The 12424-nt window shown below is 70.3% G+C and carries 11 protein-coding genes; 7 read left to right on the forward strand and 4 right to left on the reverse strand.

Translation table 11 applies throughout. The features are described 5' to 3' along the window. Nucleotides 1-25 precede the first annotated feature (25 nt). From HW837_RS35005 to HW837_RS35020, 4 genes are all read left to right on the forward strand, one after another. Nucleotides 26-400 (forward strand): winged helix-turn-helix transcriptional regulator, encoded by a 375-nt coding sequence (locus tag HW837_RS35005; protein ID WP_193380344.1) that lies wholly within the window; start codon nt 26-28, stop codon nt 398-400. 329 nt (nt 401-729) lie between these two features. Next, a complete protein-coding gene (locus tag HW837_RS35010; RefSeq protein WP_237270507.1) occupies nt 730-1884 on the forward strand; it encodes an ABC transporter ATP-binding protein in 1155 nt (384 codons plus the stop codon). 3 nt (nt 1885-1887) lie between these two features. Further along, nucleotides 1888-2751 carry an ABC transporter permease gene (locus HW837_RS35015; protein WP_390623602.1) on the forward strand — a complete coding sequence of 288 codons (864 nt, stop codon included), beginning with the start codon at nt 1888-1890 and terminating at the stop codon, nt 2749-2751. A 2-nt stretch (nt 2752-2753) separates the two neighbouring features. After that, nucleotides 2754-3614 (forward strand): ABC transporter permease, encoded by an 861-nt coding sequence (locus HW837_RS35020; protein WP_237270508.1) that lies wholly within the window; start codon nt 2754-2756, stop codon nt 3612-3614. 51 nt (nt 3615-3665) lie between these two features. Here the strand turns inward: HW837_RS35020 and HW837_RS35025 are convergent, their stop codons facing one another. Both HW837_RS35025 and HW837_RS35030 read right to left on the reverse strand, forming a co-directional pair. After that, nucleotides 3666-4406: a TetR/AcrR family transcriptional regulator gene (locus tag HW837_RS35025; RefSeq protein WP_193380343.1), complete on the reverse strand. Its 741-nt coding sequence runs from the start codon at nt 4404-4406 to the stop codon at nt 3666-3668. A 143-nt stretch (nt 4407-4549) separates the two neighbouring features. After that, a complete protein-coding gene (locus HW837_RS35030; RefSeq protein WP_193380342.1) occupies nt 4550-6250 on the reverse strand; it encodes an IclR family transcriptional regulator domain-containing protein in 1701 nt (566 codons plus the stop codon). Between the two features lie 318 nt (nt 6251-6568). Between HW837_RS35030 and HW837_RS35035 the strand changes: the two genes are divergently transcribed. Next, complete coding sequence (locus HW837_RS35035; protein ID WP_193380341.1) at nt 6569-7387, forward strand: IS5 family transposase; 819 nt, start codon at nt 6569-6571, stop codon at nt 7385-7387. An 86-nt stretch (nt 7388-7473) separates the two neighbouring features. Here the strand turns inward: HW837_RS35035 and HW837_RS35040 are convergent, their stop codons facing one another. Continuing rightward, complete coding sequence (locus HW837_RS35040; RefSeq protein WP_045556178.1) at nt 7474-8790, reverse strand: M6 family metalloprotease domain-containing protein; 1317 nt, start codon at nt 8788-8790, stop codon at nt 7474-7476. 267 nt (nt 8791-9057) lie between these two features. Between HW837_RS35040 and HW837_RS35045 the strand changes: the two genes are divergently transcribed. Continuing rightward, nucleotides 9058-9741, forward strand: a complete 684-nt coding sequence (locus tag HW837_RS35045; protein WP_045556179.1) for a TetR/AcrR family transcriptional regulator — start codon at nt 9058-9060, stop codon at nt 9739-9741. Nucleotides 9742-10058: 317 nt separating this feature from the next. Further along, nucleotides 10059-11597, forward strand: coding sequence for an MFS transporter (locus tag HW837_RS35050; protein WP_193380340.1), 1539 nt, complete (start codon nt 10059-10061; stop codon nt 11595-11597). A gap of 141 nt (nt 11598-11738) precedes the next feature. Here HW837_RS35050 and HW837_RS35055 read toward each other — a convergent pair whose 3' ends face one another. Further along, on the reverse strand, nt 11739-12245 hold the full coding sequence (locus HW837_RS35055) for a MarR family winged helix-turn-helix transcriptional regulator (RefSeq protein WP_045556181.1): 507 nt from the start codon (nt 12243-12245) through the stop codon (nt 11739-11741). Nucleotides 12246-12424 lie beyond the last annotated feature (179 nt).

The following is a 12424-nucleotide window of genomic DNA, read 5'->3' on the forward strand; positions in this document are numbered from 1 at the left end:
ACATACCTTTAGGTGAGGTGAGCACGTGCAGGAAAGTGCACGAGGCAACGTCCGCAATCCCGCCTGCCTGAGCAGGCAGCTGTTCGACCTGGTCACCGCCCGGTGGGCCACCCTGGTCCTGGTCGACCTGATCGACGGCCCGCAACGCTGGTCCGAGCTGCGCCGGAGTGCCGGCGGTGTCAGCGACAAGATGCTCGCGCAGACCCTGCGCGACCTCGAAGCCGGTGGCCTGATCACCCGCACCGTGCACGCCGACCGCCCACCGACGGTGCTGTACGCCCTGACCGACCTCGCCCGCGGCGCCACCGCCGCACTGCAACACCTTCAGAACTGGGCCGAGGAGCACACCAGCGACTACGACCACTACCGGCGTACCCACACCACTGCCCCGAAGCCCTGACAAGGCCGGCCCGGTGCACACGTCACCGGACTCTCCTGCGCGAAGGCTGACGAAGGCAAGGTGCCCGGTGGGTGGGGTGGGTAGTTAGGTCCGGGCGGTCGAGAAATCGGTTTGCCGGGGGCGTCTGCGGGCCTAGCATGCCGCAGTCGTTCCGAGTGGACTTCCGAGGCGAGTCACGAGCGGGGTTCCGAGTGGAGTCCGGCTGGCGTTCCGGGGCGTTCGGCCAGGTGGTTCGCCAGGTGCTGCGAAGTGATTCGAATGGTGTCCGGGATTTCGGACGGAGTGGTGCGTGTGATGTCGAGCGGGTCGGGTGAAGGGGAGTGGCGCCGTTGTCCGCGGTGATCGAGGCGCGTGGGCTGTCCAAGGTGTTCCAGACGACCGTGCGGCAACCCGGGTTCGTGGGGGCGCTCAGATCGCTCGTCAGTCCGCGGCGTGTGGACAAGGTCGCCGTGCAGGACGTCGACTTCAGTGTGGGCAGAGGGGAGTTGCTCGCGCTCCTCGGTCCCAACGGGGCCGGCAAGTCCACCACCATCAAGATGCTCACCGGCATCCTCACGCCCACCTCGGGCGAGGCACTCGTCGCCGGTGTCGTCCCGCACCGGGACCGGGAGCGCAACGCCCACAACATCGGGGCCGTCTTCGGGCAGCGCACGCAGTTGTGGTGGGACCTCCCCGCCCGGGAGTCGTTCGAGATCCTCCGGGACATCTACGGCGTTCCCGAAGCACGGTTCCGCGAGCGCATCGAGGAGTTCGACGGGCTCCTCGAACTCTCCGGGTTCTGGGACACCCGGGTCCGCCATCTGTCCCTCGGGCAGCGGGTGCGCTGCGATCTCGCCGCCTCCCTGCTCCACGATCCTCCCGTCGTCTTCCTCGACGAACCCACCATCGGCATGGACGTGGTGGTGAAGGAGCAGGTACGGCGGTTCCTGCGGCACCAGGTCGAGGAGCGCGACCGTACCGTCCTGCTCACCACGCACGACATGACCGAGGTGGAACGCCTCGCCGAACGCGTCGTGCTCATCAACCACGGCCGGATCGTCCTCGACGGCTCCCTCCAGGAGATCCGGCGGCGCTTCGGCGGCACCTGGCAGGTCCGCGCCACCCTCGCCGACCCGGCCGACGTCGAGGCCGTCGAGCAGGGCGAAGGGGGCGGCGGTCCCGTTGCGCTGCCCGGGTTCGGCGGTATCGGGGTACTGCGGCGCGAAGGGCCGCGGGTCGTCTTCGGGCCGGTCGGGGAGGACGCGCCCACCGTCCACGAGGCCCTCAAGGTGATCATCGGGCGGTTCCGGGTCGCGGACCTCGCGCTGGAGGAGAACGACCTGGAGGACGTCATGCGCGCCGCCTACCTCAGCGACGTACCGCCCCAGGGGGATCGAGAGGAAGGCCAGGTGGATCAAGAGGAGCAGCACCTGGCTACCGTCTCCGCCTCCGCCTCCGCCCGCACCCCCGGCCCCCCTTCCCCCACCACCCCCGAGGGCAGCTGAACCATGGCCGCCACCACCCCCTCCGCTCCCACCCCCTCCACTCCCACCCCCACCACCCTCACCGCCGCCCTCTCCCGTGCCCGTCGCGTCTCCTGGATCACCCCCCGTGGTGAACTGCTCGCGCCGCCCCGGATGTCCGCCACTGCCATACGGCTCTTCGTCCAGGTCTGCCTGGTCGTCTACCTCTGGCGCGGGCTGTACGCGAACACCGACTCCAGCGCCGGGCTCGACGAGACCCAGGCCGTCGGCTACGCCGTACTCGCCGTGCTCGCGAACCGTATCCGCGGCCTCGACCGGCAGGCGGGCCGCGACATGGTGATCCAGCACCTGCGCTTCGGCACGATCGTCTACTGGTACCTGCGGCCGATGAAGCCCCAGCGCTACTACGCCCTGCGCGCCCTCGGCGACCAGCTGTACGGCTTCTGCTGGGTGTTCGCCGGATACGTGCTGTGTCTCGCCGTGGGCGTCGTCCCCCTCCCCGCCTCCCCCACCGTCGCCGGGGTCTTCGCGGTGAGCATGCTGCTCGGCCAACTCGTCCTCTACTACGTGATGATGCTGGTCGACCTGCTCTGCTTCTGGACCCTGCGCAACGAGGCGGCCCTGCTGATCCTCGTCTTCGCGCAGAACCTGCTCTCCGGCGTGTACGCCCCGCTCTGGTACTTCCCGGACTGGTTCATCACGCTCAGCTCGTTCCTGCCGTTCCAGGCGACGCTCAGCGTGCCGCTCTCCATCTACGTCGGCCGGATCGCGGTCGGCGACGCCTTCGGGCAGTTGGCCGTCCAGGCCGTCTGGGTCGTCCTGCTCGCGCTGCTCACCCGCCGGCTCTGGGACCTGGCCGGCCGTCGCGTCGTGTCCCAGGGAGGATGACCATGGAGACCACAACCACACACAGCACCCAGGGGAGTTCCCAAGACATCCCCCACGGGGCCGCGCACGCCTGGCGGGTCGTCTGGCGGATCACCAAGCTCAACTTCAAGGCCCGGCTGGAGTACCGGGGCGAGTTCCTGATGGGCATCGCCATCGGGGCGATCTGGCAGGTCTCCATCGTCGTCTTCGCCTCCGTCCTGCTCACCCGGTTCCCCGGCCTCGGCGGCTGGTCCAGCTCCGACGTGCTGCTCATCGCCAGCATGCGCATGCTGGCCCACGGCCTCTACGTGCTCTTCCTCGGCCGGATCCAGTACATGAACATGCTCGTCCAGGAAGGAGTCGTCGACCCCTGTCTGATCCGCCCGATGCCGGTCTACCGGCAGGTCCAGCTGACGTTCTTCCCGGTCAACGCCATCGGCGACCTGGTCGTCGCGGTCGGTCTGTTCGTCGCCGCGCTCCAGCGCAGCGCGCTGGACTGGACCGCCGGCCGCATCACGTACGTGGTGGCCGGCGTCCTCGGCGGCATGCTCGTGGAGGCGGCGCTCTTCACCGCCCTGGCCGCCGCCGCGTTCCACTTCCCGGCCACGTCGTACTGGAGCCAGTGGCTGGAGGAGCTGATGGGCACCTTCGGCAGCTACCCGCTGAGCATCCTGCCGAAGGCCGCGTCCGCCGCGTTCACCTTCGTCGTACCGCTCGCGTTCATCGCCTACTTCCCGGCCGGTGTGCTGACCGGTCACGGAGACGCGATGGGCGTACCGGAGGTGCTCGCGGTCGCCTCCCCCTTCATCGGCCTCACCGCCTTCGTCCTGTCACGCCTGCTCTGGAACTGGAGCCTCAGCAAGTACACGGGCGTCAACGGATAGGAGGGGAGGGAGGGTTGGGGGAGCAGAAAGTGGGGGGAGGTGTCCTCCGGGTCACTTCAGCCGGGTCGCCAAGCCGTCCAGGACCCGGTCGAGGCCGTACTGGAACCCTTCCTCCCGGGCCGCCCGGGGATCCGCGCCGCGCTGTTCGGCGTAGCCCTCGCGCAGCAGCGGATAGTCCTGGGCGGCCTGTTCGGCGGCGGGCCACAGCTGTTCGACCATGCTCTGCTCGTCCTGCCCGCTGCGGGCGAGGACGTTGAGCCAGGCGGCCTCGGTGGTGGCCGTGCCGGTGACGTACGCGACGACCGTGGTGAGCGCGCGGTCGGCCTCGTCGGCCGGGAACCCGGCGGTGGTCAGCACCCTCAGCATGGCCTCGGAGACCCGCATCCAGTTCGGGCCGAGATAGGACATCCCCAACTCGCCCTGCACCGAGGCGAGCCACGGGTGGCGCAGGATCGTGGTGCGCAGGTTGTGGGCGCAACTCGCGGTGTCGGTGCGCCAGTTCGCCGCAGCGGGGGTCGTGGGCACCTCGATCTCGCCGTAGATCTCGTCGACGGCCAGCTCCAGCAGCTCGTCCTTGTTGGTGACGTGGCGGTAGAGGGAGGTCGCGCCGGCCCCCAGGCGGGCGCCGAGCTTGCGCATGCTCAGCGCGTCGATGCCCTCCTCGTCGAGCAGCCGCAGCGCCTCGGCCACGATCTGCTCCCGGCTCAGCGCGGGCTGCTCCCGCCCTGTCCGGGGCCGGGTCCAGACCGACCGGATCCCCTCCTGCTTCCTGACCGGCTTCTCGGCTGCCATGGGGATGCGTCTCCTCTCCTTGCGTACGGCTGACGCGACCGGCGTACGGCCGACACGAACAGCGTACGGCGTGCGCAGCCCGCAGAAGCCCGCAGAAGCCCGCAGCCCACCCCGCGCAGCCCGCAGCCCGCTTCTCCCGGAGGTCAGACTTCCGCTACGCGTCGGAACATGCCCGCCACCGCCAGCTCCGCCTCGATCCGGCCCACCGCGTCCCGCATCTCGGGGAGGACTGCCGTCACGCACTCCTCGATCGACCGCCGGCTGCTGTGCATCGCGACGTTCACCGCGGCGACGACCCGTCCGCCGCGCTCCCGCACCGGTACGGCGATGGACCGCAGCCCCTCCTCCAACTCCCCGTCGACGAGGGCGTACCCGGTGTCCCGTACGCGTTCCAGGACGGTCAGCAGTTGCCGCCGGTCGGTGACCGTGTGCGGGGTCAACGGGTCGAGACGCTCCGGCAGGGGGACCTCGGGCAGCCGGTCGGCGAGGATCACCCGCCCCAGGGACGTCGCGTACGCCGGCAGCCGCGTTCCGAGGGTGATGTTGACGCTCATGATGCGGCTGGTGGCGACCCGCGCCGTGTACTGCACCTCCTCCGCGCCCCCGGTGAGGACGGCGAGGGACGCCGAGTCGTGGAGCCGTGCGGAGAGTTCGGCCAGGTGGGGCGCGGCGATCGCGGAGAGGGGCAGCATCGACAGGGGTGGGAAGCCGAGGCCCAGCACGCGGGGTGTCAGACGGAAGACCCGGTCGTACGACTCGACGTACCCGAGGTGTTCGAGGGTGATCAGCGCGCGCCGGGCCGTCGCCCGCGCGAGCCCGGTGGCCTGCGCGACCTCGGTGAGCGTCAGCTCGGCCCGGCCCTTGCCGAACGAGGTGATCACGGTGAGCCCCCGGGCGAGCGACTCGACGAACTCGCGGCCCAGTTCCTGCTTGGAGGCACCCGTCCAGGCGGCGAGCCCCGAGGCCGCCGCCCCGTCGCCCCCGACGACGGCACCGCCCATCCCCTTCGGCTCCCGCGGGTCGCGCGCTGCCCGCAGCTCTCGTTCCATCTCCGCCACTGTCGCGCGCAGCCGGGGCAGCAGTGTCGAGCGCAGCGCGTCCGCGGTGTGCCGGCTCGTGTGGCTGACGACGCTCGCCACACACGCGATCCGTCCCGTACGGGGATCCCGTACGGGTACGGAGACCGCCACCAGCCCCGGTTCGATCAACTGGTCGTCCAGCGCCCACCCCTGGGCGCCCGCCCGGGCCGTACGGTCCTCGAAGTCGTCGTAGGCGCCGCCGCGCGGAGGGACCGCCGGGAAACCGTGGCCCTCCGGGTCGGCGGTGCGGCGGGCGTGCCACCGGGCCCAGTCGCCGGACTCCCACTCGGTGGCGAACAGGGGGCCCGGCGCGGTGCGTTCGGCGGGGAGGAGGTCGCCGATGCGGAAGCTGAGGGACATCGCGCGGCGGCGGGTGGCCTGGTGGATGAAGCGGACGCCGTCCTGGTCGCGGACCGCGAGGGACACCGACTCGTCGAGTTCGTCGGCGAGGGCGTCCGCGTGGGCGTCCAGGAGGCGGGGGAGGCGGAGGGCGGCCAGATAGGCGTTGCCCAGCTCCATCAGCCGGGGGGCGAGGACCGCGTCGCGGCCGTCCAGCCGTACGTAGCCCATGCGGGCCAGGGTCGCCGTGATCCGGTCCACGGTGGAACGGGCCAGCCCGGTCGCCTTCTCCAGCGCGCTCGGACTCAGCGTGCCGTCCGCTTCGGTGAGCCGGCGCAGCACGGTGATGCCCCGCATCAGGGGGGCGACGGCTTCGGGCGGCGCGGGCGCGGGGGCGGCGACCGCGCCGGGGGCGTTCGGGAGCATGGGTTCACGGTAATGCGGTCGGGCTGCGCCGCTGTGCCGGGCGCCTGATAGCTCGGGGGTTCGGGTGCGTTGGCGGGTGCGGGTCCGGTGGGGCTTCTCGCGCAGTTCCCCGCGCCCCTGAAAAGCAGGGGCTGCGCCCCACGCTTTCCGGCCCGCCCGGCCGCCGCCCTTCGGCCCGCCCGGCTGCCGTCTTCAGGCCCGCCCGGCCGTGGTCTTTCAGGCCCGCAGGGGCCTGACGCTTTTAGGAGTCCTTGCAGAAAGATCGTGTTGTGGCACGGTGGAGAGGTATGTGATCCCGTCTTTTGTGGGGTGTGGACCATGGCGCGGCGGAAGCCGTGGGAGGTCAGTGACGAGTTGTGGGCGGTGATCGAGCCGCTGTTGCCGAAGCATGAGCGGCGGTTCCGGTATCCGGGGCGCAAGCGGATCGATGACCGCAGGACGCTGCAGGGTGTGCTGTTCGTCCTCTACACAGGTGTTCAGTGGGAGTTTCTGCCGCAGGAGTTGGGGTTCGGTTCGGGGCCGACGTGCTGGCGTCGGCTGGCCGAGTGGCAGGAGGCGGGGGTGTGGGAGGAGCTCCAGCGGGTGCTGCTGGACGGGTTACGGGCGGCGGACCGTCTCGACTTCTCCCGCGCCACCGTCGACGCCTCGCATGTGCAGGCCAAGCGGGGGCGCAGCAGCCCAAAAGTCGGTCCGAGCCCGGTTGACCGCGCACGGCCGGGCTCGAAGCATCACGGGCTGACCGATGCCCGCGGCACTCCGCTGCGGGTGTCGCTGACCGGCGGTCACCGTCACGATGTCACCCAGCTTCTGCCGCTGGTCGACAGCCTTGGGCCGGTACGGGGCAAGCGGGGCCGGCCCCGGCGCAAGCCCCGCACGTTGTACGCCGACCGCGGCTACGACTACGACATCTACCGCCGCCGTCTGCGCGAACGCGGCATCACACCGAAGATCGCCCGGCGAGGCCGGCCACACGGCTCGGGCCTGGGCAAAGTCCGGTGGGTCGCCGAGTCGGCCATCGCCTGGCTCCACGGACCCCGCCGCCTACGGACCCGCTGGGAAAGGAGAGACGACATGCACGACGCCTTCCTCCAGCTCGCCCACTGCATGACCCTCGCCCGCAAGCACCCGGCTTTCTGAAAGCACCCCTTAGGGGCGCGGGGAACTGCGCGAGAAGCCCCACCGGACCCGCAGCCGAAAACGCACCGCACCGCCCCCCACCCCCCTCACCTCCGGCTCACCACCACCCGGTGGTTCCCCCCGACATCCACCCCCGCCACAGCGATCTCCACCCCCGTCCGCGCGTCCTTGAACGTCTCGCCCGGTACGAGCGGCGCGTCGGACAGCTCCGCGTGGACGTTCGGGCTCCGGGTGCACCCCCCGCTGTCCCGCCGTGAGTCGTGGACCTTGATGGGCCCGTTCCCGGTGTCGACGGCCGCGTCGACCCGGTACACCAGCACCCCCGGCCGGCACACCACCGCGTCGTTGCCCGCCCGCGTCCGCAACTCCGCCACGTACGCCGTACGGGAGCTGAGCGGCACGACGATCAGCTTCGCCCCGCCCTCGGAGGCGAGCGGCGTCAGCGGATACTCCGCCGAACCGACGTGCGCCACACACGCCACCTGCGTCTCGTCGAGCCACCCGAGCTTCCACTTGTGCCAGCCCAGCAGATCGTTGTCGACGCCCCAGTCCTCGCTCATGATGTCCCAGTGCCCGACCGCGCCCCCGCCCTCGTGCGTGTAGAGGTCGGGAAGGCCGAAGACATGACCGTTCTCGTGGGGGAGCACCCGGTACCCGGTCTCCCCGTACGACCCCGAGCCGTCGTCCTGGCGGCTGTAGACGAAGGACGCGTTGGAGACCGGCACACCGTCCGCGACCGGTGCCTCCCGATTGCCCGCGAACGTCACCGACAGGACCGTGTCCAGGGCGGAGGGCCCCGCGTTCGGGGTGACGAGGACGTTGACGAGGTCGTACGACCGGAAGTCCACGAGCGGATCGGCGGCCCGCACCATGTCCTGGACCAGCCGGCGGTAGCCGGGGTCGAAGGGGGCGCCGCGCTCTATGTCGTAGGAGCGGAAGGATTTCGGCATCCGCAGCCACTCGGTGAGCGGCGCCTCGGGACGGTAGTCGACACGGCCGTACGAACTCGTCCTGAACCACTTCTGGGTCTGCGGCGCGAACTCCGCGAAGCGGTCCATCGCGCTGCCCTCACCGGGGGCGTCGGAGAAGTCGATCATCAGGTTGAGCGCGCGGACCGTGCCGGTGGAGCGGGAGTAGCCCGGCGACGTCGGGATGCCCTCGGACATCTGGGTGCCGAGCGGGCCGCGGATCAGACAGGGGCCGAGCGCCGAACCGCGGACCACGGCGGTGGCCCCCGCGGCCGTCGTCGTGTCCTTCGCCATCAGCCGCCCGGCACCGGCGGAGGTGCTGACCGCGAGCGTGAGGGCGGTGACGGAGGCGAGCGCGACGGCCCGGCGCGGACGTGTCCGCCGCGCGCGTATCCGGCGCGGAGGTATCCCGCTTCTGCGGAACGGCTGCTGCATGCCCGCGCCCTTCGCTCCACGGCAGCCGTCCGGTGACAAGGCTGCGCCCTCTTGATCACCCTGGGTCGACGGCTGTGCGGGCGCGCGCTGGAAGGGCCGAACGTGGGTTCACCTCGACGGACGCCGCCCCACCTCGCCTGTGACCCAGGTCACGCGAAAAGTCTTCGGAGCCGGGAAATAACCGGGGGCCGTTTCCCCGTTTAACCCTTCGTCCGAGCGAAACGGGGACTCCATCCCCGGATCGTCACCGGGCACCCCCCACACCACATGGATCTGGCAGAGGAGTACGCCGTGGAGAGCTGCACCGCCACCGCCGTGCGTCGCAAGGTGCCTCGCCCTCGGGCGGACGCCCTGCGCAACCGTGAGCGGATCGTCACCGCCGCCCGGGAGATGTTCGTGGAGTTCGGCCCCGAGGTGCCGCTCGACGAGATCGCCCGCCGGGCCGGTGTCGGCAACGCCACGCTGTACCGCAACTTTCCGGACCGTGACGCACTGGTCCGTGAGGTCGTCTGCTCGGTCATGGACCGCACGGCCCTCGCGGCCGAGGTGGCGCTCGCCGAGACCGGTGACGCGTTCGAGGCGCTCTCGCGCTTCGTGCACAGCTCGGCCGACGAACGGGTCACCGCGCTCTGCCCGATGGTCCAGAGCACGTTCGACAAGCACCACCCCGACCTGGAGGCGGCGCGCGAGCGCCTGGAGGACCAGGTCGCAGGGATCATGCGGCGCGCCCGGGATGCCGGGCAGCTCCGCCCCGACGTGGGTGTCGGCGACCTGATGATCGCCGTCAGCCAGCTCAGCAGGCCGCCGGCCGGCACCCAGTGCGCGGGCGTCGACCCCTTCGTCCACCGCCATCTGCAACTGCTCCTGGACGGACTGCGCGCCCCCGCCCCCTCCGAACTGCCCGGCGCCCCGGTGACCGTGGAGGACCTACGGAGGCCCACCCAGCCCTGAACCGCCTGCCCTGAACCGCCTGCCCTGACCCACCGACTCCACGGCCGCCGTCGTAGACCCCGGCACCGAAACCGGCATCCACATCCGCACCCGCACCGCACGTGCGCCGACGCCGATCCCGCTGCCGCTGCCGCTGCCGCTGCCGCTGCCGCTGACGCCGAGCCGTAGGCCCTCGACGCCCTTATTCCGCCACCCGATACCGATCTTTTCTCGACCTCTTCTGACCTCTTCTGACCTCTTTCAATCTTTCCGATCTCTTCCCGATCGCCCGATCTCTTCCGATCTTTCCGTCACGAAGTCCCGAAGTGGGTACCCCCATGTCCAAAACAGCCGTATCCGGAACCCCCGATACCGACAACGCGCACGCCAACCGCTGGAAAGCGCTCGTCTTCATCGCCCTCGCCCAGCTGATGGTCGTGCTCGACGCGACCATCGTGAACATCGCCCTCCCCTCCGCCCAGCAGGACCTGGGGATATCCGACGGCAACCGCCAGTGGGTCATCACCGCGTACGCCCTGGCCTTCGGCGGTCTGCTCCTCTTCGGCGGCCGTATCTCCGACATCTGGGGCCGCAAGCGCACCTTCGTCACCGGTCTGATCGGCTTCGCCGGCGCCTCCGCGCTGGGCGGCGCGGCCACCGGTGAGGCGATGATGCTGGGCGCCCGCGCCCTCCAGGGCGTCTTCGGCGCGCTGCTCGCGCCCGCCGCGCTCTCCCTCCTCGCGGTGATGTTCACCGACGCCAAGGAGCGCGCCAAGGCGTTCGGCATCTACGGCGCGATCGCCGGTGGCGGCGGCGCCGTGGGTCTGATCCTCGGCGGCTTCCTCACCGAGTACCTGGACTGGCGCTGGACGTTCTTCGTCAACATCCCGTTCGCGGTGATCGCGGCGGTCGGCGCGTACCTGGTCGTCCGTGAGCCGGCCGGCGGCCGCAACCGCTCCCCGCTCGACGTCCCCGGCGTGGTCCTGTCCACCCTGGGCCTGGTCTCCCTGGTCTACGGCTTCACGCGAGCCGAGTCCGAGGGCTGGGGCGACTCGATGACGATCACCCTGTTCGTCGCCTCGGTGGTGCTCCTGGCCGCCTTCGTGTTCGTCGAGTCCAAGGTGAAGGCCCCGCTGCTGCCCCTGCGCGTGCTCCTGGAGCGCAACCGCGGCGGTGTCTACCTCTCCCTCGGCCTCGCGATCATCGCGATGTTCGGCCTGTTCCTCTTCCTGACCTACTACCTGCAGATCGTGAAGGGGTACTCCCCGGTCAAGACCGGCTTCGCCTTCCTGCCCATGATCGCGGGCATGATCATCGGCTCGACCCAGATCGGCACCCGTCTGATGACCCGGGTCGCGCCGCGCCAGCTGATGGCCCCGGGCTTCCTGGTCGCCGGTCTCGGCATGCTCCTGCTGACCCAGATGGAGGTCGGCTCCTCGTACACCACCCTGCTCCTGCCGGCCCAGCTGCTGCTCGGCCTCGGTATGGGTACGGCGTTCATGCCGGCGATGTCCCTGGCGACCTACGGGGTCGAGCCGCGGGACGCGGGCGTGGCCTCCGCCATGGTCAACACCTCCCAGCAGGTCGGCGGCGCCATCGGTACGGCCCTGCTGAACACGATCGCGGCCTCCGCCACCACGTCCTACATCGCGGACCACATCGGCTCGGCCACCTCGAAGCCGGCCGCCCAGCTGGTCCAGCTCGACGGCATGGTCCACGGCTACACCAACGCCATCTGGTTCGCCGTGGCCATCCTGGTGGCCTCCGCCGCCATCGCCTTCACCCTCATCACGACGGGCAAGCCCGACATGACCGGGAGCACGGCCGAGGGCGAGGACGCGGCGAACGAGGTCAAGGTCCCGGTGATCGCCCACTGATCACGGACACCGACGGGTCCGACGGGTACTGACGGTTACAGACGGGAGGGGATGGAGCGGGGGCCTTGCCCCCGCTCCATCCCCTGACAGGCTCCTACCGACCTACCGACCTACCGACCTGCCTACCTACGACCTGCCGCCCTACCGCAGCCAGGGCAGGTCCGCGCCCGCGTCCGTCGGCTGAAGTCCCTCCGCGACGATCTCCATGATCTCGCCGAGGGCTTTCTGCTGTTCCGGCGACAGACGGTCGAACAGTGCCTGCCGCACCGCCGCCACGTGCCCGGGCGCGCTCTTGGAGAGCGTCTCGAACCCGCCGTCCGTGAGGACGGCGAACTGCCCCCGCTTGTCCACGGGGCAGTTCTCGCGCCGTACCCACCCGTTCTTCTCCAGGCGGGCCACGGCGTGCGACAGGCGTGATCGCGTGATCTTCATCTGCATCGCCAGCTCCGTCATCCGCAGCCGCCGCTGCGGCGCCGACGACAGCACCACGAGCATGTGGTAGTAGAGGTGCGGCATGCCCGCGTCGCGCTGCAACTGGCGGTCGAGATGGTCTTCGAGCAGTGTCTTGGTGTGCACATAGGCAACCCAGGTGCGCTGCTCCTCATCGGTGAGCCAGCGGGGTTCTTCCTCGGCGGATGCGGTCTTCATACCCCCACTGTACGAGGCTCCTCCTTGAAATTTGAACTATAGAGATGTAAGGTGAAACAAGAAATATTGAGACTTCAACTACTGGGGAGTTGGGAGAGGTCTCAAGCGCCTGGAGAACCGGGCGTGACCAAGGAGACAGAAGCGACTGCCGGGCCCGCCGAGGCGTGAGTGTCGTGTGC

Origin of the sequence: Streptomyces caniscabiei (assembly GCF_014930365.1) — a bacterium.
In the GTDB taxonomy this organism is placed as follows: domain Bacteria; phylum Actinomycetota; class Actinomycetes; order Streptomycetales; family Streptomycetaceae; genus Streptomyces; species Streptomyces caniscabiei.